The sequence below is a fragment of the Rubrivirga sp. SAORIC476 genome, from assembly GCF_002283555.1.
In the GTDB taxonomy this organism is placed as follows: Bacteria; Bacteroidota; Rhodothermia; order Rhodothermales; family Rubricoccaceae; genus Rubrivirga.
Genome location: NZ_MVOI01000006.1, coordinates 701,617 through 727,048, shown reverse-complemented (window position 1 = coordinate 727,048; position 25,432 = coordinate 701,617). Strand labels below are relative to the sequence as shown.

19 protein-coding genes and 1 tRNA gene are annotated in these 25,432 nt (G+C 71.4%); 8 read left to right on the top strand and 12 right to left on the bottom strand.

Going from position 1 to position 25,432, the window contains the following annotated elements:
• Positions 1–38 precede the first annotated feature (38 nt).
• The 3 genes from B1759_RS14640 to B1759_RS14630 form a co-directional block, all read right to left on the bottom strand.
• On the bottom strand, positions 39–2,798 hold the full coding sequence (locus B1759_RS14640; RefSeq protein WP_095515796.1) for a TonB-dependent receptor: 2,760 nt from the start codon (positions 2,796–2,798) through the stop codon (positions 39–41).
• Between the two features lie 101 nt (positions 2,799–2,899).
• The gene (locus B1759_RS14635; RefSeq protein WP_095515795.1) at positions 2,900–4,858 is read right to left on the bottom strand and encodes a T9SS type A sorting domain-containing protein; all 1,959 of its coding nucleotides are present in this window, start codon (positions 4,856–4,858) and stop codon (positions 2,900–2,902) included.
• A 56-nt stretch (positions 4,859–4,914) separates the two neighbouring features.
• Positions 4,915–5,877 (bottom strand): LacI family DNA-binding transcriptional regulator, encoded by a 963-nt coding sequence (locus B1759_RS14630; RefSeq protein WP_198948901.1) that lies wholly within the window; start codon positions 5,875–5,877, stop codon positions 4,915–4,917.
• Between the two features lie 296 nt (positions 5,878–6,173).
• Between B1759_RS14630 and B1759_RS14625 the strand changes: the two genes are divergently transcribed.
• Positions 6,174–7,421, top strand: coding sequence for an aminoacetone oxidase family FAD-binding enzyme (locus tag B1759_RS14625; RefSeq protein ID WP_095515793.1), 1,248 nt, complete (start codon positions 6,174–6,176; stop codon positions 7,419–7,421).
• A 70-nt stretch (positions 7,422–7,491) separates the two neighbouring features.
• Positions 7,492–8,430 carry a DUF5996 family protein gene (locus B1759_RS14620; protein ID WP_095515792.1) on the top strand — a complete coding sequence of 313 codons (939 nt, stop codon included), beginning with the start codon at positions 7,492–7,494 and terminating at the stop codon, positions 8,428–8,430.
• A 15-nt stretch (positions 8,431–8,445) separates the two neighbouring features.
• Here the strand turns inward: B1759_RS14620 and B1759_RS14615 are convergent, their stop codons facing one another.
• Complete coding sequence (locus B1759_RS14615) at positions 8,446–8,799, bottom strand: hypothetical protein (RefSeq protein ID WP_095515791.1); 354 nt, start codon at positions 8,797–8,799, stop codon at positions 8,446–8,448.
• Between the two features lie 185 nt (positions 8,800–8,984).
• Between B1759_RS14615 and B1759_RS14610 the strand changes: the two genes are divergently transcribed.
• Entirely contained in the window at positions 8,985–9,587 is a 603-nt protein-coding gene (locus B1759_RS14610; protein WP_095515790.1) for an MSMEG_1061 family FMN-dependent PPOX-type flavoprotein, read from the top strand.
• Positions 9,588–9,642: 55 nt separating this feature from the next.
• Here B1759_RS14610 and B1759_RS14605 read toward each other — a convergent pair whose 3' ends face one another.
• The 5 genes from B1759_RS14605 to B1759_RS14590 form a co-directional block, all read right to left on the bottom strand.
• Positions 9,643–10,683: a YbaY family lipoprotein gene (locus B1759_RS14605; RefSeq protein WP_095515789.1), complete on the bottom strand. Its 1,041-nt coding sequence runs from the start codon at positions 10,681–10,683 to the stop codon at positions 9,643–9,645.
• 187 nt (positions 10,684–10,870) lie between these two features.
• Positions 10,871–11,017, bottom strand: a complete 147-nt coding sequence (locus tag B1759_RS19790; RefSeq protein ID WP_158225281.1) for a hypothetical protein — start codon at positions 11,015–11,017, stop codon at positions 10,871–10,873.
• A 91-nt stretch (positions 11,018–11,108) separates the two neighbouring features.
• A complete protein-coding gene (locus B1759_RS14600; protein ID WP_143537406.1) occupies positions 11,109–11,438 on the bottom strand; it encodes a hypothetical protein in 330 nt (109 codons plus the stop codon).
• A 75-nt stretch (positions 11,439–11,513) separates the two neighbouring features.
• Positions 11,514–11,948: a hypothetical protein gene (locus tag B1759_RS14595; protein ID WP_095515787.1), complete on the bottom strand. Its 435-nt coding sequence runs from the start codon at positions 11,946–11,948 to the stop codon at positions 11,514–11,516.
• Positions 11,949–12,168: 220 nt separating this feature from the next.
• Positions 12,169–12,257, bottom strand: a tRNA-Ser gene (locus B1759_RS14590).
• Positions 12,258–12,413: 156 nt separating this feature from the next.
• Here B1759_RS14590 and B1759_RS14585 point away from each other — a divergent pair.
• Both B1759_RS14585 and B1759_RS14580 read left to right on the top strand, forming a co-directional pair.
• Positions 12,414–13,316 carry an MORN repeat-containing protein gene (locus tag B1759_RS14585; RefSeq protein ID WP_095515786.1) on the top strand — a complete coding sequence of 301 codons (903 nt, stop codon included), beginning with the start codon at positions 12,414–12,416 and terminating at the stop codon, positions 13,314–13,316.
• A 75-nt stretch (positions 13,317–13,391) separates the two neighbouring features.
• Positions 13,392–15,131 (top strand): T9SS type A sorting domain-containing protein, encoded by a 1,740-nt coding sequence (locus tag B1759_RS14580; RefSeq protein ID WP_095515785.1) that lies wholly within the window; start codon positions 13,392–13,394, stop codon positions 15,129–15,131.
• A gap of 11 nt (positions 15,132–15,142) precedes the next feature.
• On the opposite strand, the gene B1759_RS14575 is transcribed toward B1759_RS14580, so the two are convergent.
• The gene (locus B1759_RS14575) at positions 15,143–18,424 is read right to left on the bottom strand and encodes an amidohydrolase family protein (protein WP_158225280.1); all 3,282 of its coding nucleotides are present in this window, start codon (positions 18,422–18,424) and stop codon (positions 15,143–15,145) included.
• A gap of 157 nt (positions 18,425–18,581) precedes the next feature.
• On the opposite strand from B1759_RS14575, the gene B1759_RS14570 reads away from it, so the two are divergent.
• The 3 genes from B1759_RS14570 to B1759_RS14560 all read left to right on the top strand — a co-directional run bounded on the left by B1759_RS14570 (position 18,582) and on the right by B1759_RS14560 (position 22,732).
• The gene (locus tag B1759_RS14570; protein ID WP_095516006.1) at positions 18,582–19,871 is read left to right on the top strand and encodes a Xaa-Pro peptidase family protein; all 1,290 of its coding nucleotides are present in this window, start codon (positions 18,582–18,584) and stop codon (positions 19,869–19,871) included.
• Between the two features lie 105 nt (positions 19,872–19,976).
• A complete protein-coding gene (locus B1759_RS14565) occupies positions 19,977–20,870 on the top strand; it encodes an ankyrin repeat domain-containing protein (RefSeq protein WP_095515783.1) in 894 nt (297 codons plus the stop codon).
• Between the two features lie 23 nt (positions 20,871–20,893).
• Complete coding sequence (locus tag B1759_RS14560; protein WP_095515782.1) at positions 20,894–22,732, top strand: ankyrin repeat domain-containing protein; 1,839 nt, start codon at positions 20,894–20,896, stop codon at positions 22,730–22,732.
• A 114-nt stretch (positions 22,733–22,846) separates the two neighbouring features.
• Here B1759_RS14560 and atpG read toward each other — a convergent pair whose 3' ends face one another.
• The gene (atpG, locus tag B1759_RS14555) at positions 22,847–23,770 is read right to left on the bottom strand and encodes an ATP synthase F1 subunit gamma (protein WP_095515781.1); all 924 of its coding nucleotides are present in this window, start codon (positions 23,768–23,770) and stop codon (positions 22,847–22,849) included.
• A gap of 55 nt (positions 23,771–23,825) precedes the next feature.
• Complete coding sequence (gene atpA, locus B1759_RS14550; protein WP_095515780.1) at positions 23,826–25,418, bottom strand: F0F1 ATP synthase subunit alpha; 1,593 nt, start codon at positions 25,416–25,418, stop codon at positions 23,826–23,828.
• Positions 25,419–25,432: the final 14 nt, after the last annotated feature.

Sequence of the window (25,432 nt, the reverse complement as noted above, 5' to 3'; positions counted from 1 at the left end):
GAGGACGACCGTCCTCGGGCTTCGGCCAGGCTCCCCGCTCAGCGGCGGGTGGGACGCGCGAGGTTGACGGAGAGGCCGATCTCGATCCGGCGCGGGGCCGCGAACCGACCCGGGTTGGGATTGAGCTGCGTCTCGGGGTTGAGCGTGTAGTACGGGCTGCCGGTGTCGGCGTAGACGAAGCCGTTCTGGTAGTAGCTGTCGAACACGTTGAAGACGCGGAGGAAGGCGGAGCCCCCGCCCGGCCCGATGCTGAGCACCTTCTCGGCGCGGAGGTCGACCGTGACCGAGAGGTCCTTGCGGCCCGAGTTGGGCTCCAGGTTGGCGCCGAAGCCCGTGCCCAGTGAGGGTGTGTAGGGCTGACCGGAGCCCATCCGCAGGATGCCCGTGACGTTGTAGCTGTTCGGCTGCGAGAGGATGGCGGTCGCGTTGAGCGTGTGCCGCTGGTCCCAGTTGAACGGCGCCACGCGCGGGAGCGCGTCGTCGCCGCCCTGGACACGGTTGAAAGTCTCCCGCGGGTCGGACGTGTTGCCGGTCGCGATCTGGAACGAGTAGTCCAGCGTCGTCGAGAGCGGGCCGAGGTTGCGCTGGTTGACCGAGACCGTGAAGCCCCGCACGTTGCCGAAGTCGACGTTGGTCCAGCGGGCGTACTGCGCCGCCGTGTAGGTCTGGATGAACTCGACGCCGAGCAGGCTCCGGATGTCCTTGTAGAACAGGCTCACGTCGAGGCCGAGGTCGCGCGTGACCTGGCTCTTGAAGCCGAACTCGTACTGGGCCGTGAACTCGGGGTCGAGGTCCGGATTGCCGAGGATGCCCTGGCTGCCCTCGTTGCCCTGCTGGAGGTCGCGCAGCACCGAGTAGTCGGCGTTGTTGAAGAACGTCCCGAGGCCGGGGAGCTGGTAGAAGTGGCCGTACGAAAAGAACAGCGAGGCGCGGTCGAGGAAGGGGAATGAGACGCCGAGGCGCGGCGCGAACACCACCTTCGGCGTCGTGTCCACCGGGACCGACTCGGGGGCGCCGTCGATGGAGTTGGCCGGGTTCTGGAGGTCGCTCGGGACGGTCGCGTTGGCGTCGAAGAACTCCATCCGCAGGCCGGCCCGCACGCGCAGGTCGCCCCACTCGATGCGGTCCTGGACGAACGCGGCGCCCTGGACGGGCTGGAAGTCGATCACCTGGGCGCCCAGCGTGTCGCGCAGCACGCCGAGGCGCTGCACGCCGTCGATGACGAGCGCGCGGACCGAGCCCGGCGTGCCGAACTCGACGTCGGAGCGCTGGACCTCGAAGCCGCCCTTGATGAGGTGCACGTTCGTGACCTGCGCCGTCATCGCGCCCTTCGCCACGAGCGCGTTCGTCCGCTGCACGAAGCGCCCGAGGTCGTTGCCCTGGATGATGGCGCCATTTCCGAAGTTCTGCGACCCGATCGGGCGGCCCGCGGCGGCGTACGGCGAGTCGTCCGGGAGCGCGAACCGGGTGCCCGTCTCGGGCAGCGTGCCCAGGCTCTCGAAGCGGTAGTCGGCGAAGTTGAAGACGTTCTGGCGCAGGTTCAGCTCGTAGAACACGTTGTTCGAGAGCGTGTGCTGCAGGCCGAAGCCGTGCACGTACGAGACCTCGTGCTGCTGCCGCTGCCCGTCCGGGTTGAAGCGGTAGGCGTAGTTCGCGTTCTGCCCGTCGCGGACGCTGCCGATGACCTGGTAGTCCATCCGCACGTTGCGAATCGACGTGTTCTGGACCTTCGCCAGGTACGACCACCGCTCGCTGAAGCCCAGCGGGACCACCGCGCCGTCTCCGGTCGGGAGGAAGACGTTGCTCTCGAAGTTGCTGGAGTCGGTCGGCACGAACGTGCGGACGCCCGCCAGTTCGGACTCGCTGCGGAAGCGCTGGCCGTTGAACAGGAACGTCGTGTTGGGCACGACCGGGACCGGGCCGCTCAGGCTCGCCTGCAGGTTCAGCCGCGACATCGGATCGACGTCGCTGATGTAGGGGATCTGGGCGACCGTCGCCACTGAGTCGCGTCCGCCGATGAACGTGCGGACCTGCGTCGAGTCGTTGCCGGGGCTGATGAAGTCGCCCCCGAAGATCTCGAACGAGGCCTCGTAGCGGCTCGGGTCGCCGCTGCGGAGGACGGCGTTGACGACGCCCGAGAGCGCCTGCCCGTACTCGGCGTCGAACGTGCCCGAGATGACCTGCACCTCCTGGAGCACGCTCCGGTCGAGCGTCAGCGTGGACGTGTTGTCGTAGGGGTTGTTGACCGAGACGCCGTCCACTTGGAACTGGACCTCACCGATGCGTCCGCCGCGAAAGTGGCCGTCGACGACGCCCGCCTGCAGGTTGACCACGTCGCCGAGTTCCTGGACGGGCAGCGCCGCGATCTCGTCGCGGCCGATGGTGGCCAGCGTGCTCGTCTGGGTGACGTCCACGATGGGCTGGTCGGCGGTGACCACCACCTCCTCGCCGCGCACGGTCTCGTCCACCAGCGTCACGTTGAGCGTGGTGGTGGTGTTGGACGCCATCTGGACGCCCTCGATGAGCTGCGTCTGGTAGCCGATGCTGCTGACGCGCACCGAGACGGTCCCCGGCGGGATGCGGAGGATGTTGTAGACGCCGTCGAGGTCGGTCGCGGCGCCGTACGTGGTGCCGACGACCAGGACGGAGGCGGAGATGAGCGGCTGGCCGTCCTGGTCGACCACGCGGCCGGAGAGCTTGCCGGTCTGGGCGCTCGCGCTCGCGGCCGTCGCCAGGAAGGCGAGGGAGACGAGCGCCAGCGTCGTGAGACGGGAGAGCAGGGAGAACCGAGAGGTCATGGGAATCACGGAGGGCAGTCGCGAACACCGGGGCGGGCACCACGCCCGCCCCGGATCGAATCGAACAGGGGCCGGGAGCGCGTGCCCCCGGCCCGGGTCACCTAGCGGACGACCATCATGCGGCCGGTCACGGCCGCGCCGTCGTCGAGACGGACGCGGTAGATGTACGCGCCGGTGCTCAGGCCCGCCGTGTCGACGGTGATGGCGCGCTCACCCGCAACCTGGGCGCCGCCGTCGATCGTCTGCACGAGACGGCCGAGGACGTCGAACACCTCGACGGTCACCTCGGCGGTGCGGTCGAGCGAGAAGCGGACCTGCGTGCGGTCGGTGGCCGGGTTCGGCGCCGTGCCGAGGGCGCGGAGGCCGTCGCTCTCGGGGCCGCGGTCGCTGGCCGTGTTGACGAGCGCGGACGAGCTCAGGAGGCCGTAGAGGCTCGCCCCATTGTTCCGCTCTCCGATCACCCACGTCCGCGTGCCGTAGCTCTGCGCGTCGTCCTCCAGCGAGTCCCCGTCGAAGTAGTTGAGCGCGATGTAGATCTGCTCGTCGTCGAGGTTGGCCGGGAAGCCGAGCGCCGTCAGGTCGATGGCGACCTCCATCTGGTAGCCCGCGTCGATGTCCGACGGGTCGGCCGGGGTGGACCCGTTCTTCATCGAGACCCCCGCCATGATGGCGGACGGGTTCTCCTCGGCGAGCGTGGCCGCGTAGTTGCCGAGGCGGGCCGTGCCGGTCGAGTCGACGGAGAAGTCGAACTGAACGCCGGCCAGCGAACCGCCGAGGCCGTCCTTGAGGCTGTCGCGCGCCGCGATCGTGAAGCGGAAGCCGTCGCGGGTGTTCTCCGACTCCGACCCGTTGACCGCCTGGTCATCGGTGTCGAGGCCGATGTAGAGCATGTTCTCCCGGTAGTACATGTGGAACCGGCCCTCGGTCGGGTCGAGCACCGGGTTGGCGTCCGGGTGGAAGTAGAACGTGTAGTTCGGGGCGGCCGCGCCCGGGAGGCCGGCGTCGAGTTCCTCGGCCGTGGCCTGGTACTTGATCTTGAACTGCGGGTCGACGAGGCTCCAGACCGGCTCGTCCAGCACGCCGTCGATGGTCGGGGCGGGCGTGTTCATGCCGCTCGGGACCGTGAACTCGGGTTCGGTGTAGGCCGGGACGGGGCCGGACGACACGGTCACGCTCGGGTCGCCCGCGATGAAGGCCATGCCCTCGTTGAAGTTGTTGAACCAGCGGCCCTGCCACCACGTCCAGTGGCGCATGAAGCGCTCCGCGTCGATCGGCCACGAGAAGTCGCGGTCCATGATGGACATCGTCAGCGGCATGCGCGCCATCGGCTGCGTGAGGTCCCAGCCGAGCGAGTCGAGCCGGATCCGCATCTCGAACGTGTAGCCGTTGTCGGCCACGAAGCTGCTGCCGCCGTTGTAGTCGTCGTTGGCGACGCCGTCGACGACGGCGGCGAACTCCCAGGCCTCGGGGCTACGCGGCGTGGCGGACATCATGTCGCCCGCGGTGTAGCCGAAGTCGGTGCTCCACGCCTTCGGCGCGATGCCCGGCACCTGGCCGCCGGTGGCGGTCGTGTCGCTCGGGTGCTGCCAGCCGTAGAACATCTCCTCGCGGACGGCCGAGGACTCGAAGTAGTCATCCCGGTCGGTGAACGTCGTCGGACGGTCGAGCGGGCGGACGAGCGTCATCATCAGGCCGTCGCCGACGAAGAAGCCGCGGTCGCCGCCGATGGAGGCGTCCTGCGCCTGGAGGCCGAGGTACAGCTCGTTCCCCTTGCGGAGGAAGTAGACGGTCGCGTTGGTGGGGTCGAGGGGGGCGTCGAGGCCGGCCGGGTTGTCCCGGATCGACTGGCCGCTGCCGGGCAGCGGGTGGACGCCGTCCCAGGCGATGGTGTAGGTCTCGGCCTGGGCCCAGACGGCCTCGTCGAGGTTGCCGTCGACGGCGATGGTCGCGGAGCCGATGTCTCGGGCCCACATGACGTCCTGCCCCACCCGGTCGGGCTGGGCAATGGCGGTGCCGGCCAGCAGGAGGCCGAGCACGGAGAGGGTAGCGAAGCGTTGCATGGAGAGGTGGGGTTGTGGGGAGGACCGGCCGGGCCGGGGTGGGGGAACGAAGGGGGTCAGGCGCCGCAGGACTCGCGGACGATGAGGCGCGTGGGGAGCGTGGTGGTCTGGGAGGCCGCGTCGGAGAGGACCGCCTCGACGGCGCGGGTGCCCATCTCGTGGATCGGCACGTGGACCGAGGTGAGCGCGGGCGTGACGTACTGGGCGACCGGGATGTCGTCGAAGCCCGCCAGCGCGAGGTCGCGGGGCACGTCCAGGCCCGCCTCGCGGATCGCACGGAGGGCGCCGATGGCCATCGAGTCGTTGGCCGCGAAGACGGCCGTGGGCCGGTCGGCGAGGGCCAGCAGCGTCGCGGCGGCGGCGTGGCCCGACTGCTCGGTGAAGTCGCCGCCAACCACGAGCGCGGGGTCGGCGTCGAGGCCGCCCTCGGCGACCGCGCGGCGGTAGCCCGCCAGCCGCGCCTGCGCGTCCGTGTTGACGGCGGCGCCGCCGATGAGGGCGATCCGGCGGTGCCCGAGGCCGGCAAGGTGGCGGACCATCGCGGCAGCGCCCTCCTCGTTGTCGATCGTCACGGCCGCGTGGCCCGTGAGCGCGCTGCCGAGGAGCACCACCGGGAGGTCGGCCGGAAGGTTGGCCCGCAACACGTCGGCCTCGATGTCGGGCGACATCACCACGAGCCCATCGACGCGGCCGACGAGCGTCCGGAGCGCCGAGACCAGCTCGTCGGGGCCGTCGTGGACCGACGACAGGAGCGTGTGGTAGCGATGGGCGCGGACGGCGCCCTCGATGCCTCGGATGACCTCCGAGTAGAACTCGCCGTAGAGGTTCGGCAGCAGCACGCCGATGGTCTCAGTGGTGCTGGTGGTCAGGCTCCGCGCGGTGCCGTTGGGGACGTAGCGGAGGTCCCCGGCCGTCTTCAGGATGCGGCGGCGCGTGCCCTCCCCCACCGGCCCGCTCGCGTTGAGCACGCGCGACACGGTCGCGACCGAGACCCCAGCCTGCCGAGCAACGTCGCGCATGGTGACCGCCATGATGGAAGCGCTACCGAATCCAGTGAAAAGAAATGACCTATCGACCCGTCCGGACCGGAAACAGCGATGTAACCGGTTACAGTCTCAACGTAAGCCCTTCCGGTGTGCCTGTCAAGGGACGAGCGGGCGCCTCGTGCAATCAGTCCGCCCCGACACTCGGCTGCTCCCCGACGAAGAGCGCACCGCGGCCCCGAGCGCCCCCGCGAAGCCGCGGCCTGCGGACCGGAGCCCTCCTCTTCTCCTCTTCTCTCGGAAACGCGCCCCGGCCGGGGCGTTCTTGCGGCATGGCGCGCCTCCCTCCCCCCTCTCTTCCTCCCGATGTGCTCGTCCTCGGCGGCGGCGCAGCCGGGCTGATGGCGGCGCTGACGGCGGGCCGAGCCGGGGCGCGCGTCGTGCTCCTCGAGAAGACGCGCCGGGTGGGGACCAAGATCGTGATCAGCGGCGGCGGCCGGTGCAACGTGCTGCCGTCGGTGCTGGACGAGCGAGTGTTCGTGACCGACTCGTCGCGGCGGCTCATGAGCCGCATTCTGGCGTCGTGGCCGCTGGCCGACCAGCGCCGCTTCTTCGAGGACGACCTCGGCGTACCGCTGGCCCTGGAGCCCGAGACGGGCAAGCTGTTCCCCGTGTCCAACCGCGCCTCCGATGTCCGCGACGCGCTGGTCGGCGCCGCCGAGGCGGCCGGGGTCGAGATCCGCACCGGGGCCGACGTGACGGCCCTCTCTCCCGCGGACGAGGGGTGGGCGGCGACGCTCCGCGACGGCCCGACGCTTTCGGCTCGCACCGTGATCGTCGCGACCGGCGGCCTGTCGGTGCCCAAGACCGGCAGCGACGGCTTCGGCCTGCGGCTGGCGCGGACGACGGGCCACCGCATGGAACCGACCTACCCCGCCCTCGCCCCGCTCACCGCCGACCTGGCCCCACACGCCGATCTGGCGGGCGTCTCGGTGCCCGACGCGCAGGTCCGCGTGCCGCTGACGAAGGGGGCCTTCGAGACCGCCGGCGGCTTCCTGTTCACCCACCGCGGCTACTCCGGCCCGGCCGTCCTCAACGTGTCGCACCTGACCGCGCTCGGACGTGCGCGCGGAGACGCTCCCGCCGTCCACGTCGCCTGGACCGACACGTCGGCGGCCGACTGGGAGGCCGCGCTCACCGAGCCCGGCCGTGGGCTGGTCGCCGCGACGCTCCGCGCCGCCCTCCCCGCTCGTCTCGCCGACCGCCTCCTGGCCGACGCCGGCGTACCGCCCGACCGCGCCCGCGCCGACCTCCGCAAGGACGAGCGCCGTCGCCTCCTGGATGCCTTGACGGCGTATGCCCTGCCGTGGACCGGCGACGAGGGCTACAAGAAGGCCGAAGTCACGGGCGGCGGGGTCGGCCTGGGGGAGGTAAACCCGCGGACGATGGAGAGCAATCGCCAGCCCGGGCTCTTCTTCGCGGGCGAGGTGCTCGACGCGTTCGGTCCCATCGGCGGCTACAACTTCTTCTGGGCCTGGGCGACGGGGCGGCTCGCAGGCCTCGGCGCCGCTACGAACTGACCGACCCGGCCCGCCTCGGCATGGAGGCGAGAGGACGAGCCGTACTCTGCGGTCCCCATTCCGCACCGCCATGCCCTGGCCCTCCCTCCCCCTCGACGACTGGCGCGACACGGTCGCCACGCTCCACCGCTGGGCTCAACTCGTCGGCAAGGTGCGACTGGCCTACGCGCCCTGGGTCAACCACTCCTGGCACGTACCCCTCTACGTCACCGCGAGAGGGCTGTCGACCTCGCTCGTTCCGATGGCCGACGGCGGGTTCGAGGTCACGTTCGACCTCGTCGATCACCGGCTGCGGATCGAGACCACCGGGGGCGACCGCCGCTCGTTCGCGCTCCGCCCGATGACCGTCGCCGCGTTCCACGATCTCCTGATGGGCGCCCTCGCCGAGGTGGGCATCGAGGCGGACGTGTGGCCGATGCCGGTCGAGATCCCGGACCCGGTCACGCCGTTCCCCGACGACGCCGAGCACGCGGCCTACGACCCCGAGGCCGTCGCGCGTTTCTGGCAGGTGCTCGTGAGCGTCCAGCGCGTGCTGACGCGCTTCCGAGCCGGGTTCACGGGCAAGGTCAGCCCCGTCCACTTCTTCTGGGGCGCGTTCGACCTCGCCGTGACACGCTTTTCCGGACGGACGGCGCCGACGCACCCCGGCGGCGCCCCTCACCTCGCCGACTGGGTGATGGCGGAGGCCTACTCGCACGAGGTGTCGAGCGCGGGCTTCTGGCCGGGCGAGGGGCTGGGAGAACCGGCCTTCTACTCGTACGCCTACCCGGAGCCCGACGGCTACCGCGCGGCCTCCGTCGAGCCCGAGGCGGCGTTCTATCACGCCGAGCTGGGCGAGTTCATCCTGCCGTACGAGGCCGTCCGCACGGCCGAGGACCCGGACGCGGCGCTGCTCGCCTTCCTGCAGACCACCTACGCCGCCGCCGCCGACCTCGGCGACTGGGACCGCGACGCCCTCGAATGGAACGGCCCCCTCGCCGACGACGCGACGAGGGGGCCGGACGGCTGACCCAGCGGCGGGAGCCTACTGGTTCTCCGCGTTGTCGCCGAGGTCGACGTTGCTGTCGACGGCGTCGTGGACGTCCTGGGCGCCCTCCCGGATGGCCGCGCCCGCCTCAGCGGCGCCTTCGCGGAGGTTCTCACCGGCAGCGTTGGCGCCCTCCTGGATGTCGTTGCCGAGCGCGTCGAGGCCCGCCTCGGCGTCGGCGGCGGCGGCCTCGGCATCAGCCTCGACCTCGTCGTCGAGCGTCAGTTCGGTGTCGGTGTCGACGTCGCCGTCGGACTCGATTTCGGTCTGGGTTTCGGTCTCACAGCCCGTCAGGACCGTGGCGGTGCCGAAGGCGAACGTGAGGGACAGGGCGAGTAGGAAACGGGACATGGAGTCGGGAGAGGAAGGAGCGCTGTCACACGACGATGGCTCCGGTCGGATCCCCAGCCCCCGTCCGTGCTGCAAAGCGCCTCCTCCCAACGACCTGTTCTCGTGCGCGATAGGCGGTTCGTGGAGATCGTGCCGACGCCGAGCGCGGTCGCCGTATCGTTCTCCCAGACTGCCCCGCGCCCTGGATGATCGAGTCGCCCGACGCCCTCCGCCCGCTCTTCCCGACGCCCACCGACCGCGCGCTGCGAAAGTCCATCGATCACCTGGACGCCCACTGCCGAGAGTTCCTGGCGCTGTCGCCGTTCGTCGTTCTCGCCACCTCCGGCGCGGACGGACGGCACGATGCGTCGCCGAGAGGCGGCGCCCCCGGCTTCGTCCGCGTCGTGGACGCCCACACCCTGTGGCTGCCGGACGCGCCCGGCAACAACCGCCTCGACTCGCTCGCCAACGTCGCCGAGGTCGGCCGGGTGGGGGTGCTGGTGCTCGTGCCCGGCATCGACGAGACGCTGCGCGTCAACGGTACCGCCCGCGTCCGCGCCGACGACGAGGCGCTGGCCACCTTCGCCGACGAGCGCCGGCCGCCACGCGTGGTGCTGGAGATCACCGTCGAGGAAGCCTACCTCCACTGCGCCAAGGCGCTGATGCGGTCGCAGCTGTGGAACCCGGACGTTCGGCAGGAGCGGTCGGCGCTGCCCCCCACCCGCACCATCCTGAGCGACCACACCGGCATCGCCCAGCCGCCGGAGACGCAGGCGGAGATGGTCGCCCGCTACGCGCCGGACCTGTAAGCCCACCTCCGCCCTCGCACCGAAACCTCCGGCCTCGGCACCGAGGTGGGACGGGTCAGCGCTGGAGTTGGCAGCCGGTGAACGTCTCGCCGTCCACTTCCAGGAGCGCCTCGTCGCCGTTCGTCCAGACCGTCACGTCGCCGTCCTGATACTTCGCCCCGCTGGCGGCGCGGACCTGGCCGAGCACGAGGTAGCGGCTCCCGAAGCGCGCAGGCAGCCAGAGCGCGACCTCGCCCGGTCCGGTCCGGATGCGGAACGTGAAGCCGCCGCCATCGCAGCCGTACACGAGCGTGCGCCCGGTGGGCTGAGGCGCCATGCCGAGGTCGTCCATGCGGGCGAGCAGCATCTCGCCGGCCCCGCCTCGAAGCGACAACTGGCCGCCCGCCACGGACGCGTGGTCGACGCCATTGAGCAGGCGCAGGAACGTGTCTCCCTGCGACGGCGGCGGACACGCCATCAGCGTCGAGACGACCTGGTCGAGGCGAATGTGACCCTCCGCGCCCAGGGTGAAAGAGCCACCGAAGCGATTGCAGTCCGCCCGGCCGCTGACACGGCCTTCGGCGTCGAACGTGAGCGTCAGCTCGGCCCCCGGCTCCGGGCGCAGCGGGGTGCCGTCGGGTAGGGTCATCTCAACCAAGCGCCACTCGGGGCCGACCAGTGCGTCGGCCTCGGGAGTCGCGCGGGCCTCGCCGACTTGGACGACGCGGATCTCGACTTCGTCGGCAGGGGCGCCGTTCGTGAGGACCGGGATGGCCGTGTCGGTGGTCCAGAGGAGCGAGCCTGCGCCGTCGCGGATCTCGGCCCGCACCACGTACCGGTGCCGGGCGTCGACGCGGCCCGGGTCGTAGGAGAGCGCGTACGGGATCGGGACGTTGCGGCCCCCAAGGCGGATCGTCTGCTCGGCCAGCGTGACCGAGGGCGCGTCGGCGAGACTCACGTCCAGCAGGCGGACCGTGACGACGGCGTCAGGCGGGAGCGCGATGCGCTGGAGGTACGTGACGGTGCCCGTCAGTGCGGGGTCGGCCCCCGCGGGCACGGGCTGAACGGAGGCGCAGCCGACGGTGGCGAGGAGAAGAGACAGCAACAGGAGGCGCATGGCGACGAGGGGACAGCGAGAAGAGAGTCGAGCGTGTCCAACGTTCGTCCGTCAGTCTCCATGTCACGCGCGGAGGAATCCCGTGTGGAGCCCCATGCAACGGCTCTCCGCTCCGGCAGAGACTCCGTGCGATACAGCGACGCCCCGCCAGCGCGAGCCGACGGGGCGTCCACGAACCGAGGCACGGCTACATCCGAGCGAACGAGAGGCCCGCGGCGATCATCCCGAGGACGACCAGGACGATGAAGAAGAAGAGCGCGACGGTGTCTCCCTTCCGAGACGGAGTCGGAGTGGGGGTGGGAAGGCCCACAGTGGGGCCAACGGGGGTAGGCATGACAACCGGAGACGAGGAGGACGGAACGCCCGGGAAGGCCGGGCGAGACGATGGAGGCAGTGCCTCCCGCGCGACCGCGCGGTTCGTCTCCTCAGAGTCTCAGAACATCTCCACGCCGGGGGTCCGCGACGAGCCGAGGCCCACAGCCGCCCTCCCACGCCGCAATGGCGAAGTCGCGTTCGACATCCACCGGCCGCCGCCCATCGGCGCCGGGGCGGGGCAACAGACGCAGCACCGGCCCCCTCTCGTCCTGCCCGGTCAGGGCAGGCCTCAGCGCAGGCTCGATGGAGACGGCCGATGGGCCGCCAGGACGCGTCACCTGCCCGCTCTCCGGCGGGGCGTCCGCGTGCACCGTGCGCGCCTGGCCCGTCGCCGAAGCGAGGGCCAGCAGGCCGACGAGCAGGCCGAGGCGAGCAGTCACGAGGTGGAGCGGCGTGGACCGCGCTCCCACGATTCATCCCGCCGGGCGTTCCCTCGCTGCGAGGTGAAGTTGCCTCTAGAGGTTCTGCTCCGTCTCGAACAGCGCGTCGTACGCCTGGTCGTCCGCGATGATCTCCAGCATCGATGGGGACAGGCTCACGAATCGGCCCACCGCGTCCCAGGTGCTGAACACCGCGACGGGGTTCTTCGTCGCCAGCCGCCTGGAGAACAGGTAACTCATCGCCGTCTCCACAGGCTTGGTCGACAGGATTGCGACCGCTCCCTGGCTCGCATCCTCGGACGACAGGATCATGTCCGAGAGCGCCTGGATGCCCTGCCTGTTTAAACCGAGGTCGGCCTCCCGTATGTCGGCGATGATGCTGAACGACTTATCGTAGGCAGGGTCCTGCCAGATTCGCTCGGTGATCTCCTCCACCTCGGTCAACGAGACGTGCCCCCGGAGCCGCTCGACAATGAGCCGCTGCTCGGAAAGGATGATGTAGTCGATCACAAAAGTCTAGCATGTACGAGTGAGAAACGTCGCATCGAGGCGAACGGGCTCATGGGATACCGTCGCCTCGACCATCGAGAGCCCATGGCAGCGCTCGACGGCACCGCGACCACTCGGTTGCACCGGATTCGTGAAGGAACTCCCCTAGAGTCCCGCCCCGGTCGCCGACGTTCCCTCCGAACGTGAGCCCTGGCGCCGAGGACTGCCTCGACGTCCTATGCGGAGAGGGGGGGATTCGAACCCCCGGTACACCTTTCGGCGCACGCCGCTTTAGCAAAGCGGTGGTTTCAGCCACTCACCCACCTCTCCGGTGCCGGCCGTCAGCGAGGAGCCGCGGGCCGGGTCGCGAAGATAAGAGCGTGCCGCGACGCCCGGCAATCGAAATGAGCGTGACGGTCCGCCCCAGAGCCGGAGACTCTCAGTCAGAGCCGCTGCCGTAGTATCGGACACGCTCCCTCGGTGTCGATGCGTCCTCTCCTCCTCCTCGCCGTCGCCGTCGCCGTCGCGACCGCCCTCCCGGCGACCTCGCAGCCACACACGTCGCACGAGGCCGTCGGCTGCTTCGCGGGGACATGCCTCAACGGGACAGGCGTGGCGACGGCGAACGGCCATACCTACCGGGGCTCCTTTCGCGAAGGACGCCCGTTCGGCTCGGGCGTGCTGACGCTCGAATCCGGGACCCGCATCGAGGCCACTTTCGACGGCGAGGGGGGCGCCGAGGGATCCGTCGTCAGGACCAGCGGCTGGCGCTACCAGGGAGGCCTGCTGGAAACCGACCCGGACGCGCTGGGGCCGCTCGTCCCGCACGGACAGGGCCGAGCAGACTACCCGAGCGGGGACCGCTACGAAGGTGGCTGGCGAAACGGGAAACTGCATGGCCAGGGGGTCAACACGTTCGCCAACGGGAACCGCTACGAGGGGGCCTTCGCCAATGGGAAGCGCTGGGGCCTCGGCGTCTTTCTCTTCGCCGACGGCCGGCGCTATGAAGGAGCCTGGCAAGACGACGCGTATCACGGCCGCGGGGTCCACTCCTGGCCGGATGGGCGGCGCTACGAAGGCCTGTTCGTATCGGGCGAGCGCCAGGGCGAGGGCCTCTTCACATGGCCCGACGGGCGGCGCTACGAAGGGCAGTTCGAGTCCGGCACGCGCCAGGGCATCGGCGTGTTCACATGGCCCGATGGGCGGCGCTACGAGGGGCAGTTCGCATCCGGCGAACGCCACGGGACCGGCGTCTTCACGTTCTCAGACGGAAAGCGCTTCGACGGGACCTGGGTGGACGACGCCCCCGTGGACGGCACGCTGATCCCTCTCGACGGGGAGCCGTACCCCGTTCGCTTCGAAGGAGGCGAGTTCGTCCGCACGGAGTAGGGGCCGCGGGCGTGGGCTCCACTGTCCGTCGGACGGGCCTGCGCCGGTAGCTTGGCGCGTCTTCTGCCGACCCTTGTGACGCTTCGCCTTCTCACACTGCTTCTCTTCGCGCCGTTCGCGGGCGCCCAGACGGTCGTGCTGGCGGGCGGCGGCGGCGAGGGCGATGCGGGCGACACGGCGGCGTGGTCCTACGGCCTCTACGGCGCGCTCGTCGAGAACGGCGACACCGACGGCGACGGCGTGATCCGGGTCGCGGTGGTCTCGCGCAACGCCGAGACGCAGTGGCTGCCCGGCTACTTCGAATGGCTCGGCGCCGAGCGCGGCCTGACGGTCGACGCCGCGAACGTGCGCGTCTCGTCGCGCGGCACGGCCAACAGCCCGACGGCGACGGCGACGCTGGCGACGGCCGACGTGATCTTCCTCAAGGGCGGCGACCAGGGCGCGTACTACGACCTGTGGAACGACACGCTCGTCGAGGCCCACGTCCGCGCGCTGGTCGCGGGGGGCGGCGCCGTCGGGGGGACGAGCGCGGGTGCGATGAGTCTCGCCGAGCACTGCCTCTGCGGCGGGCGCGACCTCATCTCGGCCGACGTGATGAAGAACGCCCGCACCGACTGGATGGACGACGCCTCCGAGCCCGGCACGTCGGGCATCCACAGCGACTTCCTGGGCGTGCTGCCGGGCGTGACCGTCGAGACGCACTATACCGAGCGCGGCCGCCTCGGGCGCATGCTGGGCGTGCTCGCGGCGACGACCGAGCAGGCGGGCACCGACGCCGTCCTGGCCGTCGGCGTGGAGCGCCAGACGGGCGTGGTGATCCGCGACGGCGTGGCGACGGTCCACGGTGAGGGCGCCGTGGCATTCGTCCGCCCTACCGGCCAGACGCTGCGCGTCCGCGACGCGGGCGAGCCGCTCGTCTACACACACCTGCGGCTGGACCGGCTGACGGACGGCTGGGCCTACCACCTCGCGCGGCGGCGGCCCGTCCTCGACCCGCTCCCCGAGGGCGCCGAGGCGGTCTCCTTCGCGCCCGGCGGCGCCAACAGCGGCCCGCTCCGCATCTTCGGCGACGACCCGAACGGCGCGGACGCCTTCGCCTGGGTCGCCACCCACGACCCGAGCCCGTACACGCTGACGCCGTCGACGGCCTCCGTGGTCGTGCGCGACGCGGTCGGGTTCACGGGCGCGGGTGTCAACGACGGGCACCGGGGCGACCGGCAGGAGACCCTCTTCCGGGCGCTCTACGACCACCCGGAGGCCCTCGGCGTGCTCCTGTTCGATGCGTATGACGGTGCGGCGGCGGGCGCCCTCACGCGCCGCTCGTCCACGCCCGACCGCCTCTTCCCCGCCGGCGAGATGGCAACGATCGTGGTCGACGGGTCGACGATGACGCACAAGGGGCTCGCGCCGACGGTCAACCGCTACGGCGTGCGCTCAGCGGCGCTGGTGAACGCGCGCCTCCACGTGCTCGCACCGGCGGCCGAATACCGCTTCCTCCAGATCGACACGCGGACGCGCCGTGTGCGCGGCACCCATCCTGCTCTGCACCGAGGCTCGGCCCGTTCCTCCATCGTGCCGATGCTCTCCATGTCCCCCAACCCGGCGCGCGACTCGGTCCGCATCGACATCGAGGCGGCGGGGGCGGTGACGGTCGAGATCGTCGACGCGCTGGGCCGCCGCGTCCGCTTGGTGAGCGAGGGGGCCGGGTCGCGGACGGTGACGGTGGACGTGGGTGACCTGCCGAGCGGGGTCTATTCGGTTCGCGTCGCGGGCGATGGCGAGCGGATCGCCACGCCCCTCACGGTGGTGCGGTAGGGGGCGGGGGGTTACTCCTCGCCGTGCCCGTGGCCCGACTGCCAGAGCATCGCGTCCGACGCGCCCAGGCGCTCGAACCAGAACGTCGGCCGGGCGACGGCCTCGGGCCAGACCTGGTCCATCGTCTCGGCCTCGAAGACGCGCCCGTTGGCGACGGTGTAGCGGATGTTCTGCGTCTGCCGGAGATCGGCGAGCGGGTCGCCGTCGAGCACGAGGAAGTCGGCCAGCTTGCCCGCGGTGATGGAGCCGAGGTCGGCCTCCATGCCGAGGTACTCGGCGCCGCCCAGCGTGGCGACCCGGATGGCCTCCAGCGGGCTCATGCCACCCTGCTCCATCATCCACAGCTCCCACTGCGCGCCGAGCCCCTGGAGCTGACCGTGGGCGCCGAGTTGAACGCCCACGCCCCGCTGGCTCAGGTCGTTCACCGAGGCGGACAGGGTCGGGTGCCACCATTCGGTGTCCGGCGCGAGCGTCCGCCGCCGCGAGCGCGCGTCGACGGTGCCACGCGGCGTGAACCGCAGCAGGCGCTCGTTTTCCCACACGTTCGACTCGGCGTACCAGTAGTTCTCGCCCCACAGCCCGCCGTAGCCGACGATCAGCGTGGGCGTGTAGGCGACGTCGGTCTCGCCCCAGAGCGTCAGCACGTCGTTGTAGAGCGGCGCCACCGGGACGGCGTGCTCGATGCCCGTGTGACCGTCAACCACCATGTTGACGTTGTGGAAGAACGTCGAGCCGCCCTCGGGCATGACGAGCATGTCGAGTTCGCGAGCCGCCGCGAGCACCTGCTGGCGCTGGTCGCGGCGCGGCTGGTTGTAGCTCTTGACGGAGAAGGCGCCCACGGCCTGGAGCCGCCGGAGGTGGCTCCGCGCGTCGTCGAGGGCGTTGATCTGGACGCGGATGTCGCCGTCGGCGCCGTAGAGAATGGAGCCGGTCGAGAAGACGCGCGGCCCGACGGTCGCGCCCGCCTTGACCATCTCCGACAGGCTGAACACCAGCTCTGTCGAGGCCGACGGGTCGTGCATCGTCGTCACGCCGAAGGCCAGGTTGGCGTAGTAGATCCAGTTGGCCTGCGGGAGCGGGCCGCTGCCGAAGTGCCCGTGGGCGTGGACGTCCACGATGCCCGGCATGATCGTCGCCCCGGCCACGTCGATCACCTCGGCGCCGCGTGGCACGGCCACCTCGGCGCGCGGGCCGACCGCCTCGATCCGGTTGCCGCGCACCACGACCGTCCCGTCCTCGATCACCCGGTCGCCCTCGACCGTCACGATGCGGGCACCGACGAAGGCAACCGTGCCCTCAGGTTGCGCATGGGCCACGACGAGCCCGATGGGCGTGCCCGTCGAGTCGGGCGCCGGGAGGTCGTCCGGCGCGCCGGGGCGGAAGGCGAAGGCGTCGTCGAGGGAGCGCGTGAACACCTCCTCGCCGATCAGCCAGCGCAGCGTGCTCGCGTCGGTCCAGTGGAGGTCCGTCCCCGCGTCGCGGCTGACGCGCGTGACCGGAATGGCTCCGGTGTCCTTGCTCAGCGCCACCGGCCCGCCCGTCTGCGGGAACGGCGCCACGTAGACGTTGAACGCCTCCACGAAGGCGACGTACCGCCCGTCGGGGCTGGGGACGAGGTCGGTGGCGTACTCCAGCGTGAAGTGGGTTCGCTCGCCGCACTCCTGAGGCTGGCAGTCCGCGCCATCCAGGTCGATGCTCCGGACCTGCTTCGAGAGGCCGCCGCCGGTGAGGTAGATCAGCCGCGTGCCGTCGGCGGAGAACCGCGGGTCGCGCCCGCCGGTGGTGACGCGGCGCGCGTCGGAGCCGTCGGCGTCCATCACGTAGAGGCCGGTGTCGAGCGTGTGGAGCCCGCCACGAAGGCCGCTGCCGCCGCTGCGCTCGTAGACGATCTGCCGCCCGTCGGGCGAGAACCGGGGCGTCTCGTAGTGGCCGGGCCGCGTCGTGAGCACGCGCGAGCGCCCGCTGCCGAGGTCGAGCAGGCGGACGGCGCCGAGGTCGCCGTCGCTCCAGGTCGTGTAGACGAGCAAGCGGCCGTCGGGCGAGAAGGCCGGGTCGTACTCGAAGTGCTCGGCCTCGGTGACGCGCCGGGGCGAGCCGCCGTCGCGCGTCTGCCAGAGGTGGCCGAGGGCGCTGAAGACGAGCGTCCGCCCGTCCGGCGAGGTCGCCGCGTCGCGGATCATGCGGACCGTGAGCCGGTCCTCGGCCGCCGGGCGCGTGCTGCGGACGGCCTCGGTGACCGTCTGGTCCACCTCGGCCGAGAACGGGATGGCCGTCATCGCGCCCGTCGCGGCGTCGACGCGGTGGAGGCCGCCGTTGGCCCAGAGCACGAGCGCCGAGCCGTCCGGCGTCCACGCGAAGTTGGGGTAGACGCCGAAGATGGCCCACGTCTCCTGCTGGTCGCGGCTGAGGCCTCCCGTGAGCGGCGTCTCGGCGCCCGTCTCGGTGTCGTAGAGGAAGAGCGCCGTCTCGTCGCGCACGCGGCGCACGAAGGCGAGGCGCCGACCGTCGGGCGAGGGCTGCGGGCGCGCGGCGCCGCCGGGCCCCTGCAGGATCGTGTCCAGCTCGCCCGTCGTTCGGTCCAGCCGGCGGATGGCGTAGATGCCGGCGTTGGGGTCCTTGTTGTACTCGAAGCTCGGGCCCGGCGTCAGGTCTTCGGAGAAGTAGACATAGCGGCCGTCGGGCGACACGGCGGGCTCGCCCGCGTCCTGCTGGTCGTTGCGGCGCTCGGTCAGGCGGAGGCCTGCGCCGCCAGAGCGGTGGTAGAGCCACAGCTCGCCCGCGCCCAGCGAGCGGCCGGACGTAAAGTGCTTCCGCGCGATCAGGTACTCGCCATCGGGGGTCCAGACAGCGTTGTTGAGCAGGCGGAAGTCCTCCTCGGTGACCTGCTGGGGGTCGGAGCCGTCGGCCGCCATCGTCCAGATGTTGTCGCCGCCCGCGCGGTCGGACGTGAACGAGAGGCGCGTGCCGTCGGGCGAGAAGCGCGGCTGGAGGTCGAACGCGGGGCCGGACGTGAGGCGCCGCGCGGTGCCGCCCTCGATGGGCAGCAGGTACAGGTCACCCAGCAGGTCGAACACGATCGTCCGCCCGTCGGGGCTCACGTCGAGGTTCATCCACGTCCCCTCGGTGGTGGTGAAGCGGACGGCTTTCGTGGGGCCGTGGGGCGCGGACACGTCCCAGGTGTCCGACACCTCGGCGGTGGTGTCGGGCGGCGCAGCGGCGGCGGGCTGGAGGGGCGCGTGCTGCGCCGAGGCGCTGAGCGTGAGGACGAGCGAGAGCGCGAGAAGGCGGAGCACGGGCGGTCGGGCAGGGAAGACGGAAGCGCAAGAAACCACCGCCGGGCAGGCAGAGGCGGGCCTTCCTGCCTCCTCCGCCGAAGGAACGCCGAGGCGGGCAGCCTCGCCTTCGGGGATGGGCCGACGTAGGTTCTCGGCCCCTGTCTCTCCCCTGCCGATGCGCCCCCTCGCTGCCGCCCTCGTCCTCCTCCTCGCCCCCACCGTCCAGGCGCAGTCGGACGCGTCGGACCCCTGGCCCGCCATTCGCGCCGAGCGGATCGCGACGCTCCTCCCGGACGCGATGGACCGCGCGGGGGTCGAGGCCTGGCTGATCCTGTGCCGCGAGAACGACAACGACCCGATGGCCCGGCACGTGGGCTGCGAGAACGCAGGCGGCGAGATGGCCGTCGTGTTCTTCCGGACCGTCGAGGGCGTTCGCTCGGTCGCGGTGTCCCCCTCCGGCGAGGCGACGGCGCTGGCGGAGATCGGCCTGCACGAGGTGATCGAGATCCCACGCGGCGAGTCGGTCTGGCCGACCGTCCGCGCGCTCATCGACGACGACGCGCCGGTCGACATCGCCATCAACCGCGGCCGCACGCCCATCGCCGACGGCCTCTCGTCGACCCAGTACGAGCGGATGCAGGAGGGCCTCGGGCCGGACTGGATGGCGTTCACCGTCTCGGCCGAGCGCCTCATCTCCGAGTGGCTGTCCGTCAAGACACCCGCCGAGGTGGACTTCATGCGCCGCGCGGCCTCGCTCACGGCGCTCTGGCAGGAGCTGGCCTACGCCGCGGCCGTGCCCGGCGTCACCACCGACCGAGACATCGCCGACTTCCTGGAGGCCAAGATGGCCGAGGCGGGCGTCGGGGACGGGTGGGCGGCGGACCAGAACCCGGCCGTCAACTCGGGGCGCGACCGGGGCCACTCGCACCCGACCGACCGCGTCATCCAGCCGGGCGACTTCATCCAGACCGACTTCGGCATCCGCGTCGGGGACATGTGGGTGACGGACATCCAGCGGTTCGCGTACGTGCTGGCGCCCGGTGAGACCGAGCCGCCCGCGGAGGCGCTCGCACGCTGGGAGGCCGCCAAGCGCGGCAGCCGCGCGGCTTTTGCCGCCATGCGCCCCGGCGTCCGCGGCGTCGACGTGGACCGCGCGCAGCGGGCGGTGATGGAGGCCAACGGGTCGCTGCCGGTCATGTGGAGCACCGGCCACCCGGTCGGCTATTGGGCGCACGACTCTGGGCCGAGCCTCGGCGGCGGGCAGGCTGGGCGGACGCCTGCAGGTGCCCAGTTGGACGTCCTCCGCCCCGGCATGACGTTCGCCTTCGACGGCTTCCACGCGTGGCCGCTGGAGGGCGAGGACACGAAGACGATCTCGGTCGAGGAGATGGTGGTCATCACAGAGACGGGCGCCGAGTGGCTGACGCCGCCGCAGGAAGACCTCATCCTGATTCGCTCCCGCTGACCCCGCCCGCCTCGGCGCCGAGGTGAGGGCACTCCCCCACGACGGGGAGGCGCGACGGCAGACCGGGCGGTAGGCTGCCGCCTCCTTCCTGCCCTCCGGCTCCCCATGCGCCCGCTCCTCCTCGCCCTTCTCCTCTCAGGCTCTGCCCTCGCCCAGCCGGTCGACACGGCGCGCGGAGAACCCCACACGGTCGAGGTTTCCGCAGGCGACGCCCTGCTGATCCGGGTCGCCAACCACCGGTACGGCCCGGCGTCGAGCGCCGTCCCCGTCGCCATCGTCCAGCCCGATGGGGCAGTACTGGACGAGCAGGAGTACGAGCCGGGCGTGTCGTTCTACATCACCACCGGGACCTCCCGCGTCGTCCCGGACGCCCAGCCGGGCACCTGGACCACCACGTTCCTGGGCGAGGATGAGAGGGTCGAGGCGCTCTCGGTCGAGTTGGTCGCGGCGCCGACGCTCCCGCTCTCGCTCCACGAAGCCGCCCTCTTCGACGATCTCGCCGCTCTGGAAGCCGCGCTCACCGCGGACGAAGGCGCCGTGCATCGGCAGGACGCGAGCTACCGGACAGCCCTCCACGTCGCCGCCGCGGCCGGGCACCTCGCTGCCGCTCGCATGCTGCTCGACGCGGGCGCGGACCCGAACGCGATGGCCGGGACCGACGGAGGCGGCTACCAGATGACGATGACGCTCTACCGACCGCTCCACGAAGCCGCGGACGCGGGCCACGCGGACCTCATCGACCTCCTGATGGACGCAGGCGCCGACCCCAACGCCACCGATGCCCAGGGCATGACCTCACCGCCGCTCGTCTCCGCGGTCTACGGAGGGCGCCTCGACGTGGTCCGCCTGCTGCTGGACCGTGGCGCCGACCCGACGGCGCCGACCGCCGAGGGCCAGACTCCCGCCGACCTCGCCGCCGACCTTGCCGAGGCCGACTGGACCGACGACGAGGCGCGTCCGGTGCTGCGTGAGATCGCCACCCTGCTGTCGGCTCGGTAACCCCACACCTCTCCGTCATCGACATGCGCCTTCTCTGCTTCACCCTCCTGACCGGCCTCCTCGCAGGCTGCGGCTCCACTCCCGTCGCGACGGCCCAGCCGACGCCCCCCGCGCCCGACGCTGTCGTCCGCCTCGCCGAGCAGGGCCGGACCGACGCGCTCGCGCGCGCCCTCGATGCCGGGGCCGACCCGAACGCGGTCGGGCGCGGGATGGGGCTGGACCGCTGGACGCCGCTCATCGGGGCGGCCGCGAACGACCGGCCCGAGGCGGTCCGCCTGCTGCTGGAGCGCGGCGCCGACCCGATGTTGCCGGACTCGACCGGCAACACGCCGCTCCGCTACAGCGCCGAGGGCCTGAGCCCGGAATCCGCCCGTCTCCTCATCGAGGCTGGCGTCGACCTGGAGGCGCGCAACGAGGAGGGCACGACGCCGCTCGGCTGGGCCGTCTTCAAAGGGGCCGACGACGTGGTCACGGTCCTGCTCGACGCTGGGGCGGACATCGAGGGACCCGGGCCGGGTGGCCGGTCGCCGCTCAGTCGCGCCATCCGCACCTTCGGCGACTCGTTCGGCAACGCGACCACGGTGGCGCTACTGCTGGACCGCGGCGCCGACCCGACTGTCTCCGATGATCGTGGCCAGACGCCCCTCCACCGGGCCATCAGCGACACGCCGGGCGGGCTGCTCGTCACCGCCCTCCTGCTCGACCGCGGCGCCGACACGGGCACGCGCGACAACCAGGGACAGACGCCGGGCGAACTGGCCCACGAACGCGGCGCGGCGCGCATCTTCTCCTTCTACGTCGGCGAGGCGCAGACGCTCGCCCAGGCCGACCTGCTGCTCGCCATCCTCGACGACGACGCCGAGGCGGTCCGCACCGCGCTCGCAGCGGGAGCGCCCCCGAACGCGGGCGTCCGCGGCGACGACTTCTACTCGGACGACTTCGTCGACGACGGCGGCCCCCTCCACCTCGCGGCCCACGTGGGCGCGAGCGAGGCGGTGATCCAGGTCCTCGCTGAGGGCAGGGCGACGCTCGACGCGGTCAACGGCGCCGGACACCCGGCCGTCAAGGTCGCCGCCGAGCGGGGAAACACCGCCACACTCGCCGCGCTGCTAGCCGCGGGCGCGGCTCCCGAGAGCACGACTGAGCACCCCTTCCTCGGCATGGAGCCGATCCACTGGGCCGCAGCGGCGGGCGAGGCCGGGGCCGTCCAGATGCTGCTCGACGCAGGTGCCTCGCCCGACTACTCGACCAACGCGAGCATGGGCTACGGCTACAACGCGCTCGGCTTCGCGGTCCACTTCGGTCACCTCGAGACGGTCCGCGCGCTGCTGGACGCCGGGATGGAGACCGGGCAGGTCGGCGAGAACCCGTATACGGCGCTCGACGTGGCGATCCAGCGGGGGTGGCCGGAGGTCGAGGCGCTCCTCCGCACCCGCGGCGGCCAGACGACGGCCGAGATGGCGCAGGCCGAGGCCGAGGCTCTCCTCGCCGAGGACGGGCCGGAAGGCGCCTGGAGCACCGCCTCGAATGACCAGAACACCGCCCTGATGCGCGCGCTGCTCGCGCTCGGCCAGACACCCCCGACCGACTTCCTCGCCGGGGCCTGGTACGCGCTCCAGTTCGAGCCCGACCTCGTCCCGCTGCTCGTCGACGCAGGCGCCGACGTGAACGCGACGGAGGGCGGCGGCATGACGCCCCTCCACTACGCCGCCGCCGACGGCCTCGGCCCGCTCGTATCCGTGCTGCTGGATGCGGGCGCCGACGCCTCGGCCACCGACGAGTCCGGCAAGACGCCGCTCGACTGGGCCCTCGAGTACGGCGACTCCGAGACGATCGCCCTCCTGTCTGAGGACGCTCCCTGACCCCGCCCGCCTCGGTGTCGAGGTGCAGGGACCCGAGGCGAAGAGCCTCAACGCACGACCGCCCCGGCTCGCGAGAACCGGGGCGGTCGAAGGGGTCGGCCCGAGAGGGTCGCGCTACTGCGCGGCCAGGGCGTCGGCGCCGGACGAGATCTCGATGATCTCCGTCGTGATGGCCGCCTGACGGACGCGGTTGTACGTCAGCTTGAGGTCCTTGAGGAGCTCGCCCGCGTTGGTCGTGGCAGCGTCCATGGCCACCATCCGGGCGCCCTGCTCGGAGGCGTTGGACTCCAGGAAGGCGCGCCAGAGCTGGTACTGGAGATACTCCGGGATGAGGCGCTCCAGCAGCACGTCGGCCGAGGGCTCGAAGAGGTACTCGACCTCCGAGACCTCGCCGCCGTCTGTGTCGACATCCGCCGCGTCCTCCATGACCGGCGTAAAGAACGTCTCCGCCGGGATCGGGAGGAGTTGCTCGGCGACGCGGTTCTGCGTGATCGTGTTCTTGAACTCGTTGTAGACGACCTCCACCACGTCCCACTCCCCGTCGACGAAGCCCTCCACGGCAAGGTCCACGATCTCGCCCGCGAGCGGGAAGCGAAGATCGTTGAAGACGCCCTGGTAGTCGCCCACCATCTCGAAGCCGCGCTTCGAGAAGTACTCATGGGCCTTGCGCCCGACGCCGACGATGCGGAGCGTGCCCGCGTCGCGCTGCGCCTGGAAGCGCTCGGCGATGGTCGCCTCGGCCACCTTGAGGAGGTTGGCGTTGAAGGCGCCTGCGAGCCCACGGTCACTCGTCACCACGATCAGCAGCGCGCCGCCGACGCCCTCGCGCTCCTCGAAGAGCGGGTGCGTCGCCACGTCGAGCCGCTGGCGGAGGTGTCCGATCATCTCTCGGATCTTGAACGCGTAGGGGCGCGCGGCGAAGATCCGCTCCTGCGCCTTCCGCAGCTTCGCCGCGGCGACCATCTTCATGGCGCGCGTGATCTGCTGCGTGTTCTGGACCGAGCCGATCCGGCTGCGGATGTCGCGAAGAGAAGCCATGCGTGGAAGGGGGCGTCAGGAGAGGGGCGTATCGCAACACGCCCCCACGTCAGGATTACGCGGTGTAGCGAGCCGACAGGTCGGCGGCCTCCTGCTCGAACGCGGCCGTGGCCTCGTCGGAGAGCTTGCCGGTCGTGGCGACGGCCGTGAGCACGTCGGCGTGCTTCAGGCGAAGCGCCTCGCGGAAGTCCTTCTCGAAGGCGCGCACCTGCTCGACCGGAACGTCGTCGATGAGGCCCTGGCCGGCCACGTAGATGATCGCGACCTGCTCGGCGACCGGCACCGGCTCGTACTGGCCCTGCTTGAGGACCTCCACGAGGCGGGCGCCTCGGTTGAGCTGGCGCTGCGTGGCCGGGTCGAGGTCGGAGCCGAACTTGGCGAACGCCTCCAGGTTGCGGTACTGCGCCAGGTCGAGGCGGAGGGTGCCGGAGACCTTCTTCATCGCCTTGATCTGCGCGTTGCCACCCACACGCGACACCGAGATGCCGACGTTGATGGCTGGGCGGACGCCGGAGTTGAAGAGGTTCGACTCCAGGAAGATCTGGCCGTCCGTGATCGAGATCACGTTGGTCGGGATGTACGCGGACACGTCACCGGCCTGCGTCTCGATGACCGGCAGCGCCGTCAGCGAGCCGCCGCCCTTGACCTTGCCCTGGAGGGCCTCCGGGAGGTCGTTCATGTCTCGCGCGATCGAGTCGTCGGCCGTGATCTTGGCCGCGCGCTCCAGCAGGCGGGAGTGCAGGTAGAACACGTCGCCGGGGTACGCCTCGCGGCCCGGCGGGCGGCGGAGCAGCAGCGACACCTCGCGGTAGGCGACGGCCTGCTTCGAGAGGTCGTCGTAGATGCAGAGCGCGTGGCGGCCCGTGTCGCGGAACAGCTCGCCGATGCAGGCGCCGGCGAACGGCGCGATGAACTGGAGCGGCGCGGGCGCCGAGGCGGGCGCGCTCACGATAACCGTGTACTCCATCGCCCCATAGCGCTCGAGCGCCGCCTGGAGCGTGGCCACCGTCGACGCCTTCTGGCCGATGGCGACGTAGATGCAGTAGACCGGCTTCTCGCCCTCGGCGTGGGTCGTCTTCTGCGACAGGATGGTGTCCAGCAGGACGGCCGTCTTGCCCGTCTGGCGGTCGCCGATGACCAGCTCGCGCTGGCCGCGGCCGATCGGCACCATCGCATCGATGGCCTTGATGCCCGTCTGGAGGGGCTCCGTGACCGGCTCACGATAGATGACGCCCGGCGCCTTGCGCTCGATGGGCATCTCGAAGGTCTCGCCCGTGATCGGGCCCTTGCCATCGAGCGGGTTGCCGAGCGGGTCCACCACGCGGCCGAGCATGCCCTCGCCCACCTTGATGGAGGCGATGCGGCCAGAGCGACGCGCCTCGTGGCCCTCCTTGACCTCGTTGGCACCGCCGAACAGCACCGCGCCGACGTTGTCCTCTTCGAGGTTGAGGACCATGCCGGTCACGCCGGTCTGGGGGAACTCGATGAGCTCACCGGCCTGCACCTTGCTCAGGCCGTAGAGCCGGGCGATGCCGTCGCCCACCTGGAGCACGGTGCCGACCTCGTAGGTGTCGGTCTCGGAGGAGAAGTTGCCGAGCTCCTCGCGGAGCACGCCGGTCACTTCGTCGGGGCGGATCGCAGTTGCCATGGGGGGTGCGTGTT